The organism is Chitinimonas naiadis (genome assembly GCF_054780835.1).
The window spans coordinates 218487-240292 of sequence record NZ_BAAGVO010000002.1 but is presented as its reverse complement, the minus strand read 5'-3'; the positions used below and the strand labels follow the sequence as shown (position 1 = coordinate 240292).

The window sequence follows — 21806 nt, the reverse complement described above, 5'->3', positions numbered from 1 at the left end:
GATGAACTCGTCCAAGCTTGGGCACATCTACACCTATTACTCCTACAAGGGTGGCACGGGTCGCTCCATGGCCCTGGCCAACAGCGCCTGGCTGCTGGCCAGCTCGGGCTACGACGTGGCCATGTTGGACTGGGACCTGGAAGCACCTGGCCTGCATCGCTACTTTGCGCCCTTCCTGATTGATCCACAGCTGGCATCGTCGGACGGCATCATCGACTGCGTGGTGAACTATGCGGCTGCTGCCGTGCGCCCCAGCGAGCAGGGTAATGGCTCGGATAACACCACCCCTTCAACCGACTGGTACAAGGAATATGCCCGCCTGGCCGACTACGCGATCTCGATCGAGTGGGATTTTCCGGAAGTAGAGGGCCGCCAGGGCAGCCTGTCCCTGATTCCCTCCGGTCGACAAGGTGGCAGCTATTCCGCCAAGGTCAATTCCTTCAACTGGCAGAACCTGTATGACCGCCTGGGCGGCCATCCCTTTTTCGAGGCAGTAAAGGACAACCTGCGCCAGGAGTTCGATTTCATCCTGATCGACAGCCGTACCGGCGTGAGCGATACGGCCGGCATCTGCACCGTGCAGCTACCCGAGAGCATGGTGGTGTTCTTCACCCTCAACAACCAGAGTATCGAGGGCTCGGCCGGCGTTGCACGCTCCATCCTCACCCAGCGCAAGGACAGCGGATTTCGTGTGTTTCCGGTTGCAACGCGCATCGACAATAGCGAGAAGGACAAGCTCACTGCCCGCTGGCAATTGGCCAAGCAGCGCTACGAGGGCATCCCCGCGGGTCTGTCGGAACGCGAATCAGCCAGTTACTGGGACGAAGTTGCGCTGCCCTACGTGCCCAATTTCGCTTTCGAGGAGGTATTGGCCGCCTTTGCCAACCAGCCGGACGACCCGCTGGCGTTGAACCTGCAGCCACGGGTCGAAGCACTGGTGCGGCACCTGACAGGCATCGAAGCCTGCAGCGGCGTCATCAGCCCGGAATCACGCCGCCTGGTACTGGATGCCTACGCCGGCCGTGAAGTCTTGATGACCCCGGCGCAAAAGCAGCGGGCCGAGGCGGAAGCCCAAGCCCTCGCCATTGCCGAGGCGGCTTCTGCGCGTGAACGGGAGGCCGCATCGGCGCGGGACATTGAACAGCGCACGCGGCAGACGGTGGAGGAAGAATACGCAGCCACCCTCAAGAAGCTGCAAGAAGGCCGCGCTCGGCGCGTAAAAATGGCGTCTATCGCCCTGCTGCTGGTCATACTCGGCGCCTTTACCTATAACCGCTACCTCGCCAACACCGAAGCCCAGCGCCAGACGCTGGTGACGAACACGCTGGAGATTGCCAGCAGCTATATCAAGCAAGGTAGCTACCGAGAGGCGGATGCCTTGCTGGTCAAACTCCTCGTGACCGCACCCGACTCTGCCGAGGCCTACGCCCTGCTGGCCAAAACCAAGCTGGGACAGCAAAACCCCGCTGCTGCGTGGCAGGCGATCAACACCGCCGTCAGTATCAGCATGGCGCCCGACAAGACCGAGCTATGGTCGCAACGCGCCGATATTGCCAGCCAGACCCATCACTTTGATGTGGCGGTCGAGGATCTGACCAAGCTATCCGCCGCGCGTCCGCAGGAAACCGGCATCCTGCTGCGACTGGCCGACGCCCAGCAGCAGACTGGTCAGCAATCCGCCGCCGTGCAGACCCTGGGGCAGGCGCTGCAACTTGAGCCAGACAACGTGAAGGCGCTGGTACAGCGCGGGCAGCAGACTATCGACAGTTCACCAAAGGACGCGATCAAGGATTTCCAGAAGGTCATCGAGCTCAGCCCGGCGTCGACCGAGGCCACCTTTGCCCAGGCCAAGCTGACCGCACTGGGGGTCGCATCACCAACGACTCCGATCAACGCAGTGCCCAAGCAGGTGGTCTTCATCCAGTACGCCAGCAAGAACGACGATGCACTGGTTGAGTCGCTCAGGATAGCCCTGGCCAACGACGGCGTGAAGGTCCCGGCCGCGCAGATGATAGGGCCGCGATCCAGCGGGGACGTCCGCTACTTCTATCCGGAAGACCTGCCAACGGCTGCCAAGGTCAAGACCGATACCGAGCAACTGCTGGCCCGTAATGGCTATCTGCAGACGCTCAAGCTGCTGCAGATCAACCCCAGGGACCTGCCGAAAAATACCGATGCGGCAACGCTCCGGGGCCAGATCGAAGTATGGCTGCCGGTACTGGCGTCACCCAGTACTGCGGGCGGCGACTATCGCAAATATGCGGTCGATGTGTTTTATTGCGGCGGTGAGCAATCCCCCAACCGGCAATTGGCCGACAGTGCTGCTGCCCAGGCCGACTCACCGAACCGTTGGCGGGTAAGGCCGCTGCCGGATGCTACCAATGCCCAACCCGGCTACGGCATCAAGTCCGATCTCGTGCGCTTTAACCCCAGCGAGCGTGAGGCGGGGGAGCAGCTACGGCTGAGGGTGCAGCAAACGCTCGGCCAAGACATCGCTGCACAGGAAATCGCATACGACACACCGAACTATCTGAGCGTCTTCATCTGCAAGGAGCGTGGCCTGCGGCAAGCAAATACGCCGGCGGTCAACACGAAGCAAGTGACGCGTTTCCTTCCCCTGGAGAAAACGCCCGTGATGACGGAACAAGAGGCTGCGCTGATGAAGAAGATGCCCAACACGCAGAAAAACTAAGTACGAGGCAGTCACACCTGCACGGAAGACGGTAACGCTTCGGCCTCACCCTGGCGCTGCCATCGACTACGGCGATCAACCGTCTTTCCCCTGCTTTAAGCAGTGGCGTCAACCGACCGGGACAGGTCGGCATGCCGGAGAAGCTGCCCAGTCTCGGCCAACCACGGTACTGGCTTGACGCGCTCACGATGGGCAGTCCGGCCGCCACCTGACAAGGAGTACATCATGAGCAAACGTGCAATCTGCATCGGCATCAATGACTATCCCGGCACCCAGAATGACCTGTCCGGCTGTGTCAATGACGCCAACGACTGGGCAAGCGAACTGGGTACCAGAGGTTTTGGCGTGACCAAGCTGTTGGATAGCAATGCCAGCAAGGCCGCCTTGGTCGGCGCTATCGGTGATGTGATCGGCAACGCGGCACGCAACGATACGGTCGTCATCACCTACTCCGGCCACGGCACCTGGGTACCGGACCAGAATGGCGACGAGACCGATGGCAGGGATGAAGCCTTGTGCCCCTGGGATATCGGTTCGGGCCAGGTACTACTGGATGATGAAATCCAGCGACTTTTCTCCTTACGGGCACCCGGTGTGCGTGTACTGCTGATCTCCGACAGTTGCCACTCCGGTAGCGTAACGCGCGGTGATGATAGCGACCTTGCTCCAGGTCTGCCGCGCGCACGCTTCCTGCCGCCTCAAGTGTGGATGAAGTTGGCACCCTCTGCGCTGAAGCCCCATGCCGCGCTCCAGCCGCCGCCCCTGGCAGGTGGATTGACCCGTATCGGCGGTGATCTCCTGCTCGCAGGCTGTACGGATACCCAGTACAGCTGGGATACTCAGTTCGGCGGGAAGGCCAATGGCGCATTCACCTACTATGCGCTCAAGGCACTGAAGACCCTGCCCGCCGGTGCCAGCTATGAGGATTGGTTCAAGCAGATCTCGCCTCGCTACCTGCCAACCAACCGGCTACCGCAGAACCCGCAATTGTTCGGCACCAAAACCGCAAGACAATGGAAAGTACTCGCCTGATCCTGCGCCAGCCCTGAGCCCTTGCGCCTCCGCCCCAGGGGGAGGCGCAGCCTAGACCGCCACGCCATAGAGCCTGCCATGTCCAAGCCCGCCATCCGCCTCCCGCTCGCCAGCCCTGCACAGCAATCGGGCACCCTGCCCGCAGCACTGGGTACGACCAACCAGCGCTCCGCCACCACCACCGCTGCGAGCAAGTCCTTGCTCAGCGGCGTCAGGGCGGGGCGAAGCTGGACGCTGGCGTCGGCCAGCCGCAGTGATGCGGCGCCGCAGTCGGATACCCTGCCGACCGACCGCACTCTGCTGGCTTTGGAGGCCAGCGATGGCAGCACCGTTTACATACGTGCCGACGCGCTGGCCGAGCAACTGAGCCGCAGTCGCCCCGATCTGCTCGATGCGAATGGCAATATTGACCTGGCCGGCTTTCGTGAGCGCAGCGGAGATGGTGCCAGTCGCGGTGTCGGCGAGTGGATCTGGCAGAAGGTGACGGAGCTGGTCCTGGACAAGGACGATGTCACCGAGTTGATGCTGAAGGAAGCCAGGAAGGCGCTGGGTGACAAGGTGGAGGACCTGACGTTGGCGGGTGCCTCCTGGGTGGGCGCCCAAGCCCTGATGTGGGCGATCGAAAGCTGGAAGCGCAGCACGCCCTTTGGCCTCTACCAATGGGACGGCAGTGCCTTGCAGAACGACCGCTGGATCAACTCTGATCAGCACAGTCTGCTGGTGGGTCTCGGCGACAAACCGGGACTGCTGTTCATCCACGGTACGGCATCCCATACCCTCGGCGGCTTTGGCAACCTGCCGGGCAGCGAGGCCTGGCCGCAACTTCGCAAACAGTTTGAAGATCGCATATTCGGCTTTGAACACCCTACCTTCTCGCAAAGCCCGATCCAGAACGCCATCGACCTGGTAAGCGTGCTGCCCAAGGGGGCAAGGCTCTCACTGGTCAGCCATTCACGCGGCGGGCTGGTGGCCGACCTGCTGTGTCTGGATGTCCAGACCGCGACCAGCGCCAGCCTGGACGCCCTGATTTCGGACTACCGTCGCCAGCCTCGCCCCGATGAGATCGAGGCCGAGCAGGCCGACCCGAGCCTCAAGGCCGTGCGCGAACAGTTTGCCAACCAGGAGCAGGCGTTGCTGCGTGAACTGGTCAGACTGCTGCAGGACAAGTCCCTGAAAATCGAGCGCTATGTCCGGGTAGCCTGCCCGGCGCGGGGTACCGCCTTGCTGTCGGACAATCTGGATGTATTCCTGTCCGGCTTATTGACCGTGATACGCCGCTTTGGTGCATGGTCCGCCGGAGCGGCAGTCGGTGCCGCCTTCAGTCCCATAGCCGGCAAGGCCGCCCAGGCAGTGGCGGACGAGGCCTTGTCCCGCGCCAGCCGCCTTGTGCTGGAGATTGCCGACAAGCGATTGCAGCCGCAGGTCGTGCCCGGCATCGAAGCCATGCTGCCCGAGGCACCGATGAGTGCCTTCCTCGGCCGGGCCAACAGTCTGCCCAACCTCAAGATGGCGGTGATCGCCGGGGATATCGAGGGCGGCAATCTGCTGAAACGCATCGGCGTAATGTTTACCGACTGGATGTTCTTTGATCGGGCCGACAACGACCTGGTCGTCGATACCGACTCGATGTATGGCGGGTTGGCCTGGCAAGCAAAGGCCAGGGCCATCTTCGTGCAAGGCCCTAACGTCAATCACTTCCGCTACTTCACCGATAGCACGACGACCCAGGGCCGCCCCCTGCCGCTCGCCCTGAGTAACTGGCTGATCAGCACGGACACCGACAAGCTCATGGAATGGCCGAGCATGACGGAGCAGCCACTCATGCCCGTCGCCACGCGGGCAGCGACAGGTCCCGCACCGACCGAAGTCGTGGTCTACTTGCCCGGCATCATGGGGACGGCGCTGAAGTCCGATGGTGACACGATCTGGCTCAATCCCGTCAGGCTGGCCATGGGCGGACTGGGCAAGATCGGTTACGCCGAGCAGTCTGTCGACACGCTGGACCTGCTGGATCACTACTACGGCAAGCTGGCCCGGCACCTGGGGCGCTCGCATATCGTGGTACGACATGGCTATGACTGGCGCCAACCCATACAGGCGCTGGGCATACAGCTGGCAGACAAGCTACGGCAGGTGCTGGATGCACACCCTGGTCAGCCGGTTCGTATCCTCGCCCACAGCATGGGCGGCCTGGTCGTGCGGGCGGCGTTTGCCGCCCATCCCAAGCTGTGGGAAGAAATCGTGGCACGTGACGGACGCCTGGTCATGCTCGGGACCCCCAACCACGGTTCACACCTGTTCGTGCAGACCCTGCTGGGACTCTCAGACACCATACGCATGCTGGCGCGGCTGGATCTGCGCCACGACATGCAGGAGGTGCTCGACATCGTCGCCGGCTTCCCTGGCGCCCTCCACCTGCTGCCCGCTCCGGGTTTTGTCGATACCGGCGGCGTCGCCGAAGTCGACTATTACCAGGAGGAAGCCTGGCGCCAGCTCAAGGCCATCAATCACGATTTCTGGTTTGGCAAATCACTGTGCGGCGTGCCTGCCAAGGCGCTGCTGCAGCAGGCGCAGGATTTCTGGGCGGCCGTGGGCGATACCAGCTGGGTGCGCCAGCACCCAGAGCACATCGCCTATGTCTATGGCAAGGCGGAGAACACGCCCTGCGGCTTACGGCAATCGACCACTGGCGGCGGCAAGCCGCCACAGCTGGAACTCCTCGGCACGCCGGACGGCGATGGCTCCGTCAGCTGGGCATCCGGCAAGTTGCCAGACCTGCCGGCGGATCGCCAGTGGCTCATGCAGGCAGATCATTCGGGCCTGACAGGTACCGAGGCCCACTTCGACGACATTCTCCTGCTGCTGACACGCGGCGTACCCGCCAAGCTTGCCAGTTTGCCGCAGAGCCGAGGGGTGAGTGCCGGTACGGTGCACAGCTACCGGGCCGGACCACCGGAAGGCTACATGACAGAACCGGAGGTACTGGCCAAGCTGTTCGGCGCCAAACCGGCCGCCCGCAAGACGGCCCCCGCCAGCAACACCCTGCAGGTCTCGGTACTTGCCATGGATTTGCGCTTTACCCAGGTACCGATACTGTGCGGTCACTATCGTGGCGACCCGATCTCCGGTGCCGAGGCACTGATTGACCAATTCCTGGTGGATGGCGCATTGCGCAAGCGGCAGTTGCTGGGTATCCATGCCGGCCAGCAAGGCAGCGCGACCGTAGTGCTGATGCCGCGTAGCGCGCAGGAACGCAACAGGCAGGCCGGCAAGGGTGCCGTCGTGGTGGGGCTGGGCGAGATGGGCAATCTCTCGGCCGACGGCGTGACCGAATCGGTACGGGCCGGTGTTCTGCGCTATCTGATGCACGCTGCCGATCGCTACGGCGACGAACGAAAGCAGGATGCCGGTGCGCCGGGAGAAAGATCTCAAGCAACCTTGAAGTTAAGGCTTGCCAGCGTTCTGCTGGGATCCAACTCTGCGGCACAGCTCGATCCGGCGGACTCTGTCCGGGCCATCGTACTGGGGGTACTGAAGGCCAATCGGGAGTTCGCCAAGACTAACCTGAACCTGACCGAGGACGGACAAGTACGCGCCCAGGTCACCGAGCTGGAACTGGTCGAGGTCTACCGCGATGCCGCCATCAGCGCAGCCTATGCGGTTCGTGACCTGGGCAAGGTACTGGAACGGGAGCTGCAAGGGCTGGGGGCCGAGCTGCAGACGGCGAGCGAACTACGCTATGGCGACGGTTGCCGTGATCGGCTATGCACCAGCATGACCAGCAACAACTACTGGCCAAGGCTGATTGTCTGCGATGCGGACAGGCAGGAATCCCGCTGCGGGCCCGAGTGCTACAGCCTACGCGTCCAGAACCCCATACCTGCGGCCAACCTGAGACAGATCCTGACCATGTACGGTTGCGCCGACAAGGCATTGGGTAGCACGATGCCCATCGCCACCGGTCTCGATGCCGCACCGGTCGTCCAGTACGCAGAACGCTTCAAGTTCCTGTTCCTCGGTGAGAAAGCCCGCGCAGAAACCCTGGTGATGCAACGCCAGCCCGGCCTGGTGGAAAGCCTCGCCAGCACGGCCATCCACGGCCCCAGCCCGACCAGCTATACCCCGGGTGGATTTGGCAACACCCTGTTCCAGCTGCTGGTGCCGCAGGAATTCAAATCGGTGGCGCGCAAGACGGATAACCTGATCCTGGCGGTGGACGAAGCCACCGCCAACCTGCCCTGGGAGCTGATGGAAGCCGACGGCGAACCGCTGATCAGGCAGATGCGCATGGTCCGGCAGTTCATTACGCCGCGTTTCCGGCTTGATGTGATACGGACCGACCAGTTGTCAGCCTGTGTCATTGCCAACCCCAGCACCGAAGGCTTCTTCAACCAGTTTGGTGACGCCAGTTGGCACCAGCGCCAGGCTCAAGGGGAGAAGGACCTGCCCACTCGCCTCGTCAGCCTGCAAGGTGCGGAGCGTGAGGGGGACGCGGTCGCCAGCGCACTGGAATCCGGTGGCTACCAGGTCACGGTGGCGCCGGGGGATTCCAGCGCCGATGAAGTCTTCACCCGCTTGTTCGCCACGCCGTACAAGGTACTGGCCATTGCGGCCCACGGTATTTATGGATTGCGGGCCGCAGACGGCAGCTATCGCAGCGGCGTGGTGCTCTCCGATGGCCTGTTACTCTCGGCGGCAGAGATCGGCCTGCTGGAGAACGTACCGGACCTGGTCTTCCTGAGTTGCTGCAATCTGGGGCAGATTGGCGAGGAGTACGGCCGGGACAGCAATCGGCTCGCCTACAGCCTGGCCCGCGAACTGATCGAGATGGGTACCCGTTGCGTCGTGGCGGCGGGATGGGAGGTCGATGACAGTGCGGCGCAGACCTTTGCCAGCGCCTTCTTCGAGCTGATGGCCGTCAAGGGTGCCAGCTTTGGCGAGGCCATCACCGTGGCCCGCCGTACCACCTATGAACTACACCCGAGCTGCAATACCTGGGGTGCCTACCATGCCTATGGCGACCCCAACTTCCAGCTCAAGCGGGACATGCAGACCAGGGATGAACTGCCCGCCCTGGTCGCCCCAGAGGAGTTGCTCGACTGGATCAACCAGCAGCGGCTGCAAGCACTGAGCAAGGATGGCAAACCGGTCGCGACCGATTTCCACGCCATGAGCAAACGGATCACGCAGCGCAACCAGGCCGTGCCGGTGAGCTGGCTGGAGCGCGGCGACATCCAGCAGGCGCTGGGCCGGCTATATAGCGAATACGGCATGGCAGGGTTTGCCCAGGCACGGCTCGCCTACCTGCGTGCCATCGGCGTAGATGGCGGGGCCGGGCCGGCCAGCGCGCGTACCGTCGAGCAATTGGCCAATATCGAGGCACGCATGGCCGTCGCACTGATCGAGGCCGGATTGGCGGCGCCCGGCGAGCAAGCACCTGGCCAGACAGAACTGAAGCAGACCTACGCCGCCGCCAACAAACTGATCGACGACGCCATACGACGCCTCAGCGCCTTGCTGGAGATCAGCGAAACAGACGGCCGGGATGGCAGCCAGGAACGATTGGCCCTGCTCGGCAGCGCGTTCAAGCGCAAGGCAGCGATCCTGATGGCACAGAAGGCCGGCTGGCCCAAGGTACGGGCCGCCCTGATCAAGTCTCGTGATCGCTACGCCCAGGCAGAAGGCAAGCCAACGACGGCGAACTGGAACCCCTACCCCCGGTTGAACCGCTTGCAGCTCGACGCCCTGATCGGCGAGGCACCTGACGATGGCCCCGATGCCGCCGTCTGTGCCGAGGCAGCCGAAGCCCGGCTACTGCATAACAGTGATTTCTTTGATGCGGTGATGGTGGCGGACGCCGCCCTGGTGGATTGGCTCAATCATGCCGGCAAGCCGAGCAGCGATCTGCTGGGCTCCGCCGCCAAATTGCTCGGGCATTACCTTGAGGCCAGCAGGAAGGTATTGGGGACGCAGCGGCAACGCGAGTCGGTCGTGCAGCAGTTGCTTTTGCTGGCGCGGTTCATTGCGTATCGGGATGGCAGCAAGGCTAGCGCCATGGCAGGAATATTGAAGGATATGGCCGCCAGCTACGCCAGCATTACCGACCGGGCGGCTGGTGGCTGATGACCAGGACCGCCATCGTGGCGTCGGTCAGCCTGCGCGGGCCAAAGGTATAGGCCAGGACTCAGCTCGTGGTAAGCGGCCGGTCGTCCGTACGACGTGCCTCGCGCCATTCGCGCGGCCGCTGCTGCGGCTGGCTGGTTGCATCGCTACCGACGTGCGGCGGCAAAGCGCCGTCAAGACTCGCACCCGGTGTTTGCAGCACATTAGCCAGTGTCGCGCTGACACCCAGGATCAGTGCGCTACCGAGCACCGTCGCAGCACCAAGTTGAACCAGTGAAAACAGGGTGGGTGGCGCCGACGGATTGCTAGCCTGGCTCGGTTCCTGTCCCGACGGGACGGCGCGGCTCGAAGCAGAAGTGAACATGATCAGGCCTGCGCCATGACTGACTGGACCTGGGCCACCTGCCTAGCCGATGCAGCCCCGGTTTCAGTCTTGCCAGCGATGCCGATATCACTCAGCAGGGCCAGGCCAAACAGGGCGCCGGTGGCGAGGACCAGGACCGGCTCCAGCAGTGCATCAAATCGGGTGTTCATAATCGGGCTCCTTCTCGTTCCAGTACCTGGATGGGTCTGCGCCTTAGTGGCGGCTTTACATGACCTGCATCCTGCGCCCCCGCGGCGTCCAGTGCGATCAGCTTGCGATCAATTGCCGGTTTGGCGGCGCCAACTGCGCTGATCGACGACGAGTAACCGGGAGAGGAAGGCAACCGGTCGGTCGCGACGGGCCTGCACTTTGCGAGACTGAACAATCCGAACATGGTGATCCTCCATCTTCTCAACAATCGGCCGAGTTCAAAGCTCGCCCTTAACCACGCGGAAATTGAGACGGGCATAGCGGGCAAGGCCGATGGCCAGCCATTTACTGAGCCAGGCGTTGACCATCGTCCAGACCACACCGCAGCACAGCACACCCACGCCGGCCAGGGTCATGCCCAGGGGCTCGGTCATCTCAACCCCGGCGATATCCACCGTGACGAATTCGCCGATACCCATGCCGGGTATGCCGGCGAGCACCAGCCCGGCCCCCGCCACAATCAACAGGAAGGCCGCGATGAACAGGGCGATCACCGTCATGACCAGGCCAAACAGCAGTGGCAAGACCATCATGTTGATCAACCCCAGGCCGGCGACGGCCAGGAACATGCGGGCGAAGTTGCTGGGCGAGCGTTTTTCTTCCCAATCCTTGATACGGGCCTCGGCCCGGAGCTCACGCGCCAGTTGCCGAGGGGTCCCCAGCGAACGGGCGACATCTTCCTCGCTGCGGCCGTCCGCCAGGGCATCGCGGAAGTATTCGTCATAGTCGGCGACGATCTCGTCCCGCTCCGTAGGCGCCATATAGCGCAATTCATTGCGCAGCGTTTTCAGAAACTGTTCGCGGTTCATCATCGTCATCCCTGCAAGATCTTGTTCACTTCTTCGAGAAACCCACCCCACTCCTGCTTCATCTCGGCCAGGGCGCCTACACCCTTGGCCTCCAGCCGGTAGTACTTGCGGGGTGGCCCGGAGTCCGACTCGACCAGGTAGGTGCTGACCAGCCCTTCGTTCTGCAGCCGGCGCATCAACGGGTAGATCGTGCCTTCGCTCATCTCCACGCTATCGGCGAGGGTTGAGACAATTTCGTAGGCGTAGCTGTCATGCCGCTCGAGCTGTGCCAACACGCACATTTCCAGCACACCTTTTTTCAGTTGGGTCTTCATCGTTCCTACCCTCTGCCGGCACCCTGGGGTGCGTTTGTCCATTCCCAGATTCAATGTATAGCATGGTACCTTTTATTGCAAGGTACCTTGTTATGAATCACATAGATGCTATGCAAGATAGCAACAGACGCGGCAAGCGGATTTGCCACAAATTGTATAAATATCAATAATTTATAAAATATTACGGGGATAGCAGGGCGCATGCTGGCGACGGCCGGTCAGCTGTGCAGCGATCCTTGGTCATCTGAACGACCCAGAATCAAGCAAGCAATTGCTCGAATTTGTAAGATGGATTTATGATGCCCCATCCACACTTGAGGAGTCTGCGATGGAAACCTTCCGTCATGCGGTAGAAGTGCGCTGGGCCGATTGCGATGCCAACCAGCATGTGCGCCATAGCGCCTACGCCGATTTCTGTACCCATGGCCGCATCGAATGGTTGCGCGTGCATGGCTTCGGCTTTGACCAGTTCCAGCAGCACGCCTTCGGGCCAGTCATCTTCAAGGAGTGGACCGAGTACTTCAAGGAAGTGAAGATGAGCGAACGGCTGACCGTCGAGGTCAAGATCGCCGCGCTTTCAGCTGACGGCAGCCGCTTTGCCATCCGGCATGAGATCTTCAAGGAAGATGGTCGCCTAGCTGCCCGCCATGAGGTCAACGGTGCCTGGCTGGATTTGCGGCAGCGCAAGCTGACCCTGCCACCGGATGCGCTGCAAGCTATTTTCAATAATCTCGATCGTACCGACGACTTTGCCGAGATTCCGCTGAAATCCAGCTAGCCCGGAAGACGGCCCCGGTTATCCGGGACCGTCTTCCGCCCTGCCCTAGTGCATCAGCCAGCGCCACAGAAAGAACATCACCAGGGCCCCGCAGATGGCGGCCAGCAGGTGCTTGTAGCGCCAGGCGATCACCCCGCTGGTCAGCGCGCCGACCAGCCATTCGTTGCGCCAGTCCAGTTGCCAATGCTGGCCATCCGGCAGCAGGACCATGGGCACGGTGATCGCGGTCAGGACCGCCACCGGCACATAGTGCAGAGCCCGCTTGATCAGCGGAGGGAAGCGCACATGCTCCCCGAGCGCAAAGAAGGAATAGCGGATCAAGAAGGTGACGGCCGTCATCCCGAGGACGATGGCGATTTCATACTGGCTCATTCGTTTCCTCCGGTTGCAGCTCACGCTTCGCTTGCAGTCTTTCCAGGCAGACCCCTACCACCACCCCCGCCACCGCGGCTAGCATCAGGCCCAGCTTGTAGGGTAATCCCCGAGCAAGCAGCGCCACGGCGGCCGCTGCCAACGCCGCCGCCAATGTGGGACGGTTCTTCAGCATGGGAACGACAATGCCGGTGAAGGTCGCGGCCATCGCGAACTCCAGCCCCAGCTGATCCAGACCGTCGACCGAGCGGCCCAGCAGCACGCCCGCCAGCGTCCAGACAAACCAGTTGCCATACATGGCGATGCTCGAACCCAGGTGGTACCAGTGCTTGTTCGGCGAGGCATCGTCCTGCCCGTAGCGGTGCTGCACGACGGCAAAGGTCTCATCCGTCAGCCAGAACGCCAACGGGATGCGCCAGCGCTGGCCCAGCCGGGAAACATGCGGCAGCAGGGTGGCCGAGTACAGCGCATGGCGCAGGTTGACCACCAGCGTGGTCAATACGATGACGGCCAGCCCTGCACCGCTGGCCAGCAGCGTCAGGGCGATAAACTGGGATGAGCCGGCGAACACGAATAGCGACATGCCGAGCGTGCCTGGCAAGGATAAGCCGCTCGGTGCCGCCAGGGTGCCAAAGATCAGGCCGAACGGTGCGGCGCCCACCAGCATGGGCAGGGAATCCCGGGCGCCATGCCATAGCTCGGCGCGACGGGTGGGGTGGGACAGGGACATGCGTGCTACCTCCTGCCACTTACCTTAACGAGATCCGCTCCGCGGGTATTGAACATTCTTGCGGTAGCGCCCACCCGCGCCAAGGGCAAGCCTAGGCCGCCTGCCGATACTGGCCAGGCGTCACACCGAAGGCCTGCTTGAACTGGCGACTGAAATGCGCCTGATCGGCGAAACCCAGCTGGCCTGCCAGTTCAACCAGTGGCTGGCCACCACGCAGCAAGGTCTTGGCCCGGGAGAGGCGCACCTGCTTGAGATAGGCGTGGGGCGGCAATCCCACCTGCTCACGGAAGACACGGTTCAGGTGCCAGGGACTCAGGCCTACGCCGGCCGCCAGTTCAATCAGGCTGGGGCTATCGGCATAGCGCGCCTGCAAGGCCGCTTGTACCTGCTGCACGGCACCACGTTCCGGGGCGATGTGCTGGCGTAGCCGATGCCCATGGGCATGGCGCAACAGCAAGGTGCCCATCACATCGAACCAGCGGGCTTCCCGCTCCAGTGCACTCACTTCATGGCTCAGGGCATAGTGGAGGCCACGTAGCGGAACGATCAGGTCCGGGTCGTTGATGACCGCCTCGGTAAAGTACGGCGTCCCACCCTGCCAGCTGTCCATGGATTCGCAGATGGATTTCACCAGGCCGGGATCGGGGTAGAAGACCCGATAGCTCCAACCCTCATCTGCGGCCCGGCTACCGGTGTGGACTTCATCGGGGTTGACGACGGCAAGCGTGCCCACAGGGGCATGGTGCTCGACACCACGGTAACGAAAGCGCTCCGCCCCCTGTTCGATCAGGGCAATGCAATAGCCCTCATGCACATGCGGCGCGAACTCATGATCGAAATAGTGCGCAGTCAGCAATTCCAGTCCCTCAAACCCGTTGGGGCGATGGAAAGCGACGAACTCGTCGGTGGGATTGTGTGCGTGCATGATTTGCGGCATCCGGATGACAAGGACATTGACCGCAAGTAGTCACTGCCCTTTATTATTCCGTCATGCCCCGTCTGATGACCTTACTGCTGATCCTCTTGCTCGCCCAGCCTGCCATGGCGGGCGGAAAGCTGCGCATCGGGGCGGAAAATGACTGGTACCCCTACTCTGCCACACTGGACGGCAAGCCTGTAGGTCTGGCTGTCGATATCGTACAGGCGGCATTTGCGGCGGCCAATATCGAGGTCGAGCTGGTCTCCCTGCCCTACGCGCGCTGCATGAAGCTGGCACGGGAAAACCAGCTGGCGGGCTGCTTCGATACATTGCGCAACCCCCTGCTGGAAAAGCGCTATCGCTGGCACAAGCAACCCCTCTTCAAGGGCCGCATCGATATCTACGCCCGCATCGAACACCCGGACAAACGCATGACGCTGGACGACCTGCGCGGCAAGCGGCTCGCCGTCACCAACGGCTACGACTACGGCGAGGCCTTTGACAGTGACAAATCGCTACGACGCGATATCGGCGATTCCGACCTGTTCGCCCTGCGCAAGCTCGCCGCAGGACGGGTGGACTACGCGCTGGTCTACGACCGGATCGCCAACCATATTGCGCGCAGCCAACCTGATCTACACGGTCGCTTCCGCTCGGTCGGCACCTTGATCGAGCCGGACATCTATGTCTCCTTCGCCCCGCAGTATCCGGGTATCGCCGACATCATCAGTCGCTTCGATGCCGGACTGGGCAAGCTGCATCAGTCCGGGCAGTACGCGCAGATCGAGGCGCGCTGGCGCTGATATATGTTGCCGACCCGGCATGCCCTTCCGCTGTCATCTGGCATAATCCCGCCTTCTTCGCTGTTCCCATAACCTGATCCATGCCGCATATCGCCAGCCATCGCTGGAGCCACCCGGCTTGTCGCGCCCCCCGAGACCTGCACCACTGGCTGGTCAACCCCGGCTCACTCACGGCACGGCTGAAGGCACGCTTCCCTCACTTCCATGTGCGACTCCTGAGCCAGCGCTATGACCGGCCCTGCCGGGACGAGCTGCGCGCCCTGGGCCTGCAGCGCCGCACATTGGCGATAGTGCGCGAGGTGGTCCTGATGAGCGGCGAAGTCCCGCTGGTGTTTGCACACTCGGTCATGCCCCGCCAGGCCCTGCTGAGCGGTTTTCGCGGCCTGCGGCGACAAGGGACCAAGCCACTGGGGGCTACGCTGTTCGCCAATCCCAAGGTCAAGCGCAGCCGGCTGGCCTTCCGTGGCGTGGACCGCCGACATGCGCTGCACAATCGTGCCGAGCTGGCGGTCGGTCGATTGCCCCGGCGGCTCTGGGCACGACGGTCGCGCTTCGAGCTGGGAGAATCGCGCATACTGGTGACCGAACTCTTCCTGCCCGCTGTTACGGAATACCGTCCATGAACTGGAATCACGTCAAAGCCAAGCTCGACCTGTACGAACGACTGATGCGGCTGCACAAGCCCATCGGCATCCTGCTGCTGGTCTGGCCCACGCTGTGGGGCATCTGGGTGGCAAGCGATGGTCGGCCCAATCTGACCATATTGTGGATATTCATCCTCGGCACGGTGCTCATGCGCTCTGCCGGCTGCGTGATCAACGACTATGCCGACCGGGACTTTGACCCGCTGGTCGAGCGCACGCAGAGCCGACCCATGGCCACCGGTGCGGTCAGCAAACGGGAAGCCCTGTTGCTGGCCGGCGGCCTGTCACTGCTTTCCTTCCTGCTGATCCTGCCGCTCAACCGGCTCACGCTGCTGATGTCGATCCCGGCGCTGTTCCTGGCCGGCACCTACCCGTATACCAAGCGCTTCCTGCCACTGCCGCAGGCCTACCTCGGGGTGGCGTTCAGTTTTGGCATCCCGATGGCGTTTGCCGCTATCCAGAACCAGGTGCCGATGATCGCCTGGGCCTTGCTGCTCGCCAACCTGTTCTGGGTCCTGGCCTATGACACCGAGTACGCCATGACCGATAAGCCGGATGACCTGAAGATCGGTATCAAGACCTCGGCCATCACCTTCGGCCGGTTCGATGCCGAGGCGGTCATGGTCTGCCATGCGCTGTACCTAGTCGGCATGTCCACGATCGGCTGGTTCCTCAAGCGCGGACCACTGTGGTACCTCGGCCTGCTGGTCGCCAGCGTGCTGATCGCCCTGCAGTACCGGCAGATACGCGGCCGCGACCGGGCCAAGTGCTTCCAGGCGTTCAATGACAACAACTGGGTAGGCGGCGTGGTGTTCGCCGGTATCGCGCTCGACTACTGGTTGCGCTGGCAGTTCTAAGCCTGGCCCGGTCAGGCCAGCGGCAGTACCGACTGCTCCAGGGCCTGCATGAACAACCGGGTCTTGGTGGGCATCAGCCGCCGGGTCGGCATCAATGCGTAGATACGCAGGTTCTCCGGGGTATGTCCTGGCAGCACCCGGACCAGACGGCCGGCATCGACCTCGGCCTGGCAATAGCGATGCGAAATCACGCTCAGGCCCAGTCCGGCCAGCACCGCCTGTACCCGCAGGCCCGCATTGGGGGTGCGTAGCCTCGGCTGCAGGTCTACCGCCTCACGCGCACCGTCGCCATCGATGAATACCCACTGCGCCTCGGTCGGTGCCGCCACGACGGGCCAGCCCGCCAGCTCGGCTACCGTCCGCGGGCGGCCTAATCGCTGCAGCAGGGCCGGTGATGCGTAGAGACCCCGCTCCACCGAATAGACCTTCTTGGCGATCTGGCTGGAATCCGGCAGGGCATCGGCGGTGATCGCGAAGGCGATGTCATAGCCTTCGACCAACGGGTCTACCCGCCGCCCCACGACCTCGACCTCGATGCCCAATTGCGGATAGTCCAGCAACATGCGGTTGATGACATCACCCAATTGCAGCGCGCCGAACTCATAAGGCGCCGCGATCCGCAACACGCCTCGCGGCACATCGCCCAGCGCGGCATCCCCCTCGGCCACTTCCTCCAGCCGCTCGAACAGCGGCCCCAGCTCGCGCAATAGCGCCGCCCCCCGCGCGGTCAGCCGCAGGCTGCGGGTACTGCGCTCGAGCAGGCGCTCACCCAGGCGCCTCTCCAGCCGCGCCACGGCCTGGCTGATCGACGACTTGGGCGCATCCAGGCGCTCCGCCGCACGGGTAAAACTGCCCAGGGTCGATACCAGCACGAAGGCGTGCCAGTCATTCCAGTCGTTTGTTCTCATTGATGAACAATCATTTCATTATTCGATATTTATCCGTCAATTCATACAATATACCCTGCGGAGCATGGCTACCACCCTCCCCCACCCTGCCCCCCTGTTGATCAAGCATCCCGAGATGAGCGCGCTGCGCGTCTGGGCCTTTGGTCTGGTCATGGGCATGGTGGTGGGGCTGGATTTCGTGGCGTCGTCCATGATCGGGATAGCCGGCAACCATATACAGGGCGGCGTGCATGCCAGCCCGGAGGAATACCTGTGGGCGGTTACGGCTTTTGCCGTAACGGCGGTGATGGCGAACATCATGATCGGCCGGTTGGCTGGACGGATCAGCTATCGCAGCTTCACCCTGATCGGCATTCCGGTCTTCGTGCTGGGTGGCCTGGTGTGCGCGGCCGCCAACGATATCGGCCTGCTGACCCTGGGCCGGGCCATCCAGGGTCTGGGTGGCGGCGCGCTGTTCACGGCGGCACGGGTCATCATGCAACTGACCAGCGAGCCACCGGAACGGCGGGTGCTGTTCTGGGGCTTTGGCCTTGGCAGCTTCGGCATGCTGGCGCTGGCACCTTGGGTGTCGGCCGAGCTGGTCACCGTGTTCGACTGGCGGGCGATCTTCCTGCTGCAGGCTGCGTTGGGTGTGATCACCTGGCCGCTGGTCCTGCTCACTTATCCGCACCGCAAGCGGGCAGACGGGAACATTGACCCCTTGCGTTGGGGCCACCTGGATTGGCCTGCCGTACTGGCCGTCGGCGTCGGCACCCTGCTTTGCCTGCATATTGTGCAGGACTTCCGCTACTTCCAGCCCTCCGCCATCCACAGCGTGGTAATCAGTGCCTTTGTCGGCGTGGGCCTGCTGGTGTTCATCGCCGGTCGCCTGCACGCCCACCCCGATCCCTGGCTCGACGTGCGGCGGCTGGGCAGCCGCCGGTATCTGGTGGGCCTGGGCTTCTATGGTCTGTTCTATCTGATCAGCGGCTACTGGAACCTGTCCTTGTCGAGCTTCCTGCAAATCGGCCTGGGCTTCGATTTCTCCACCACCGGCTTGCTGATGACATTGGGCGGTCTGGCGACCATCGCCACGCTGGTGTTGTACATGCTCAACATGGGCCGGCTGTTCCGCAAGCGCCGCGTCATCGTCGCTGGCTTTGTGGTGCTCGCAGCCGCTTCGCTGTTCCTGGCCTCGGCCGCCATGCCCGGCGCTTCGGCCGATGCGCTGCTGCCCGGCATCCTGCTGCAGGGCCTGACCTCGGTCCTGATCATGCTGCAGACCGCCACCATGACCTACCTCGATTTCGACCACGAGGACTTCGCGCATGCCTACCAGCTCAAGAACATCCTGCGTGAGATTGCCACGGCGCTCGGCACCGGGCTTGCCAGCCTGATGCTGCAAACCGGCCGGGCAGAAGCCCGTACCGACCTGGTCGCCCGCTTCGACAGCGTCACCCTGGCCAATCTGTATCCCGAAGGCCTGAGCAGCCAGACCCTGGCGCAATGGACTGCCGAGATTGACCGGCAGGCGGCCTTGATCGCCGGCCATCACCTGTTCGTGGCGCTGGCGGCGCTATCCGTCGTCGCAGGCAGCTTTGCCGCCTGGCAACGGAGCCTGCGTTAACGCCCTGCCCGCCGACACTTCGAACGGCACGGGCCTGCCATCCAGCACGCTCTATTGCAGCTCGTCGCATCAGATTCGGTCCCTTGGGGCGATACGCAGTAGCATGCTGCGGCGCTTGGGCGTGATCCGACCGGCGCCCCTGCTAACCGATCATCAATCCGAGGGACTGTCCATGAGCCGTGCGCTCGCTGCACTTACCGCCTGCCTGCTGGCCACTACCGTGACCTATGCGGCACAAACCCCCGCCGCCACCGACACCAACGTCCCGGCCGTGTGGAATCTGAAGTCGCTGTATGCCGATCAGGCCAGCTGGGAAGCCGAGCGCAAGGCCATCGCCGCCGACCTGCCCAAGCTCGCTGCCTACAAGGGCAAGCTGGGCCAGGACGCCGCCACGCTGCTGGCAGCACTCGACCAGCAATCCAGCCTGCATCAGCGTCTGGCCCGTCTGAGCACCTATGCCAGCCTGCTGGCGGACGAGGACACCCGCATCGCCGACAACCAGGCTCGCGATCAGCTGGGTACCAATCTCTACAACGAATTCAACGAGGCGACCGCCTACGTCTCGCCCGAGATCACCGCCATCGGCAAGGACAAGGTCGCCGGCTTCCTCAAGCAGGAACCCAAGCTGGCCAAGCACCGCTATCTGCTGGAAAACACGCTGCGACTGGCCGCCCATACGCTGGACCAGCAGGGTGAAGCCCTGCTGGCAGCCGCCAGTGCGCCGCTGCAGCAGCCCGGCAATATTTACGGCCTGCTGGCCAATGCCGATATCCCGTGGCCAACCATCACGATCCGCGGCAAGAAGGTCCTGATCGACCAGGAAGGTTATGTCGCCAATCGTGATGATCGCGATCCGGCCATTCGCAAGAAGGTGTTCGATACCTTCTGGCCCGTCTTCAAGGCCTACGAGCGAACCTTCGGCGCCACCTACAGCGCCAACCTGCGCGGCACGGTATTCAACGCCAAGGCCCGCAACTACCCTAACTCGGTATCCGCAGCCCTGAGCCCCTACAACACGCCGGAAGCGGTCTACCGCACGCTGGTGGCCGAAGCCAATGCCGGCCTGCCGACACTGCACCGTTACTTTGCGCTGAGCAAGAAGTTGCTGGGCCTGAAGGAGATGCGCTACTCGGACGTCTACGTGCCGCTGGCCAAGCCACCGCGCAAGTACACGCTGGCCGAAGCCGAGCAACTGACCCTGGAAGGCGTCAAGCCGCTGGGGGAGGCCTATGGCCAGGATGTCGCCAAGGGCTTTGCTGAAGCCTGGATGCACGCCACCCCGCAGCGCGGCAAGCGCTCTGGCGCCTACATGAACGGCGCGGCCTACGCCGTGCATCCGTTCGTGCTGATGAGCTTCAATGGCGGCTACGACAGCGTCTCGACCCTGGCGCATGAGTGGGGCCATGCCATGCACAGCGTGCTGGCCAACCGTGCCCAGCCTTACGAGACCGCCGACTATGCGCTGTTCATTGCCGAGATCCCCTCGACCACCAATGAAATGCTGCTGGCTGACTATGTGATCGCCAACGCCAAGACCCGCGAAGAGAAGATCTTCGCACTGAGCCAGGAGCTAGAGCTGCTACGCGGCACCTTCTTCCGCCAGGCCATGTTCGCCGAGTTCGAACTCAGCGCGCACGAAGCCATGGAGCGTGGCGAAGCACTGACCGGTGAGCGCCTGACTGCCATCTACCTGGACCTGCTCAAGCGCTATCACGGCGATGCCAAGGGCGTGGTGAAGATCGACAATCTGTACGGCGTCGAGTGGGCCTATATCCCGCACTTCTACAACGACTTCTATGTGTTCCAGTACGCCACCTCGATCAGCGCAGCCGCCTACTTTGCCGAAGGCATCGGCAAGGGTGACACTGCCTTGCGCGAGCGCTACTTCGACATGCTGAAGGCCGGTGGTTCGGACGACCCCTACCTGATCGTCAAGAAGGCGGGCCTCGACATGGCCACCCCGGCGCCCTACCGTGCCCTGGTCAAGCGCATGGACCACCTGATGGACCAGCTTGAAGCCATCCAGGCCGGCAAGTAAGCCATCCTCACCCTCGACGGCCTTCGGGCCGGTGGCAGGGTGATCCCGCCGTTCGGCAGGAAAATATCGAAATGACAGCGATGCCGGCCTAGAGCCGGCATCGCTGTCTATGATGGTATCTCCAGCAACGGCCGCCGCTTCGCCGTCAAGGCCAGCGGTTCGCAACATGTCTCACCGTCCTGCCAATGTCTACATCGTCGACGATTCGCGCGTGATCCAGTGCGTGCTTGCGGACATGCTGGGTGAGCTACCCGGCGCAAAGATCGTCGGCATGGCCGAGACCGCCAGCGATGCCATCAGCGGCATACTCGACAGCCATCCCGACTGTGTATTTCTCGATCTCAACCTGCGCGAAGGCACCGGTCTGTCGGTACTGCAGGCGGTCCACCCCAAGGCACCGGAGATCGTGTTCGTGGTCATGACCAATAACGAGGGCGAGAAGTACCGGCAGGCCTGCATGGCCGCCGGTGCCGACCATTTTCTCGACAAGACCAACGAGCTGGGCAAGCTCAAGTACACGCTGGATGGCCTGGACCTGAAGTGAGGTCTCGCCATCGACACCCGGGTTGGCGATACCGGCCATAAAAAAGGACGCAGCAGACTGCGT

18 protein-coding genes are annotated in these 21806 nt (G+C 62.9%); 10 read left to right on the top strand and 8 right to left on the bottom strand.

Annotated elements, in window-relative coordinates; translation table 11 throughout:
- Position 1: 1 nt before the first annotated feature.
- The 3 genes from ACYVHK_RS03430 (at position 2) to ACYVHK_RS03420 (ending at position 9847) form a co-directional block, all read left to right on the top strand.
- Positions 2-2692, top strand: coding sequence for a KGGVGR-motif variant AAA ATPase (locus ACYVHK_RS03430; RefSeq protein ID WP_460527612.1), 2691 nt, complete (start codon positions 2-4; stop codon positions 2690-2692).
- A 225-nt stretch (positions 2693-2917) separates the two neighbouring features.
- Positions 2918-3724: a caspase family protein gene (locus ACYVHK_RS03425; protein WP_460527610.1), complete on the top strand. Its 807-nt coding sequence runs from the start codon at positions 2918-2920 to the stop codon at positions 3722-3724.
- A gap of 78 nt (positions 3725-3802) precedes the next feature.
- On the top strand, positions 3803-9847 hold the full coding sequence (locus ACYVHK_RS03420) for a DUF7379 domain-containing protein (RefSeq protein ID WP_460527608.1): 6045 nt from the start codon (positions 3803-3805) through the stop codon (positions 9845-9847).
- Positions 9848-9908: 61 nt separating this feature from the next.
- On the opposite strand, the gene ACYVHK_RS03415 is transcribed toward ACYVHK_RS03420, so the two are convergent.
- The 4 genes from ACYVHK_RS03415 to ACYVHK_RS03400 form a co-directional block, all read right to left on the bottom strand.
- On the bottom strand, positions 9909-10211 hold the full coding sequence (locus ACYVHK_RS03415; RefSeq protein WP_460527605.1) for a hypothetical protein: 303 nt from the start codon (positions 10209-10211) through the stop codon (positions 9909-9911).
- A 2-nt stretch (positions 10212-10213) separates the two neighbouring features.
- A complete protein-coding gene (locus ACYVHK_RS03410; protein ID WP_460527603.1) occupies positions 10214-10381 on the bottom strand; it encodes a hypothetical protein in 168 nt (55 codons plus the stop codon).
- Positions 10382-10639: 258 nt separating this feature from the next.
- Positions 10640-11239, bottom strand: coding sequence for a DUF1700 domain-containing protein (locus ACYVHK_RS03405; RefSeq protein ID WP_460527601.1), 600 nt, complete (start codon positions 11237-11239; stop codon positions 10640-10642).
- Positions 11236-11544: a PadR family transcriptional regulator gene (locus ACYVHK_RS03400; RefSeq protein WP_460527599.1), complete on the bottom strand. Its 309-nt coding sequence runs from the start codon at positions 11542-11544 to the stop codon at positions 11236-11238. Before ACYVHK_RS03400 ends, ACYVHK_RS03405 begins: the two co-directional genes overlap by 4 nt.
- A 328-nt stretch (positions 11545-11872) precedes the next feature.
- On the opposite strand from ACYVHK_RS03400, the gene ACYVHK_RS03395 reads away from it, so the two are divergent.
- Entirely contained in the window at positions 11873-12322 is a 450-nt protein-coding gene (locus ACYVHK_RS03395) for an acyl-CoA thioesterase (RefSeq protein ID WP_460527597.1), read from the top strand.
- A 45-nt stretch (positions 12323-12367) separates the two neighbouring features.
- On the opposite strand, the gene ACYVHK_RS03390 is transcribed toward ACYVHK_RS03395, so the two are convergent.
- The 3 genes from ACYVHK_RS03390 to ACYVHK_RS03380 form a co-directional block, all read right to left on the bottom strand.
- Positions 12368-12694, bottom strand: a complete 327-nt coding sequence (locus tag ACYVHK_RS03390; RefSeq protein ID WP_460527595.1) for an AzlD domain-containing protein — start codon at positions 12692-12694, stop codon at positions 12368-12370.
- Complete coding sequence (locus ACYVHK_RS03385) at positions 12681-13424, bottom strand: AzlC family ABC transporter permease (RefSeq protein ID WP_460527593.1); 744 nt, start codon at positions 13422-13424, stop codon at positions 12681-12683. The genes ACYVHK_RS03390 and ACYVHK_RS03385 overlap by 14 nt, the downstream gene beginning before the upstream one ends.
- A 91-nt stretch (positions 13425-13515) precedes the next feature.
- A complete protein-coding gene (locus ACYVHK_RS03380; RefSeq protein WP_460527591.1) occupies positions 13516-14349 on the bottom strand; it encodes a helix-turn-helix domain-containing protein in 834 nt (277 codons plus the stop codon).
- A gap of 65 nt (positions 14350-14414) precedes the next feature.
- Here ACYVHK_RS03380 and ACYVHK_RS03375 point away from each other — a divergent pair, with 65 nt between their 5' ends.
- The 3 genes from ACYVHK_RS03375 to ubiA all read left to right on the top strand — a co-directional run bounded on the left by ACYVHK_RS03375 (position 14415) and on the right by ubiA (position 16647).
- Positions 14415-15146, top strand: coding sequence for a substrate-binding periplasmic protein (locus ACYVHK_RS03375; protein ID WP_460527589.1), 732 nt, complete (start codon positions 14415-14417; stop codon positions 15144-15146).
- A gap of 80 nt (positions 15147-15226) precedes the next feature.
- Positions 15227-15769 (top strand): chorismate--pyruvate lyase family protein, encoded by a 543-nt coding sequence (locus ACYVHK_RS03370; RefSeq protein ID WP_460527587.1) that lies wholly within the window; start codon positions 15227-15229, stop codon positions 15767-15769.
- Positions 15766-16647: a UbiA prenyltransferase family protein gene (gene ubiA / locus ACYVHK_RS03365; RefSeq protein ID WP_460527585.1), complete on the top strand. Its 882-nt coding sequence runs from the start codon at positions 15766-15768 to the stop codon at positions 16645-16647. The genes ACYVHK_RS03370 and ubiA overlap by 4 nt, the downstream gene beginning before the upstream one ends.
- 11 nt (positions 16648-16658) lie before the next feature.
- On the opposite strand, the gene ACYVHK_RS03360 is transcribed toward ubiA, so the two are convergent.
- On the bottom strand, positions 16659-17555 hold the full coding sequence (locus ACYVHK_RS03360; protein WP_460527583.1) for a LysR family transcriptional regulator: 897 nt from the start codon (positions 17553-17555) through the stop codon (positions 16659-16661).
- Positions 17556-17619: 64 nt separating this feature from the next.
- Here ACYVHK_RS03360 and ACYVHK_RS03355 point away from each other — a divergent pair, with 64 nt between their 5' ends.
- The 3 genes from ACYVHK_RS03355 to ACYVHK_RS03345 all read left to right on the top strand — a co-directional run bounded on the left by ACYVHK_RS03355 (position 17620) and on the right by ACYVHK_RS03345 (position 21743).
- A complete protein-coding gene (locus ACYVHK_RS03355; protein WP_460527581.1) occupies positions 17620-19161 on the top strand; it encodes an efflux MFS transporter permease in 1542 nt (513 codons plus the stop codon).
- A 172-nt stretch (positions 19162-19333) separates the two neighbouring features.
- Positions 19334-21199: an oligoendopeptidase F gene (gene pepF / locus ACYVHK_RS03350; protein WP_460527579.1), complete on the top strand. Its 1866-nt coding sequence runs from the start codon at positions 19334-19336 to the stop codon at positions 21197-21199.
- 166 nt (positions 21200-21365) lie between these two features.
- Positions 21366-21743 (top strand): response regulator, encoded by a 378-nt coding sequence (locus ACYVHK_RS03345; protein WP_460527577.1) that lies wholly within the window; start codon positions 21366-21368, stop codon positions 21741-21743.
- Positions 21744-21806: the final 63 nt, after the last annotated feature.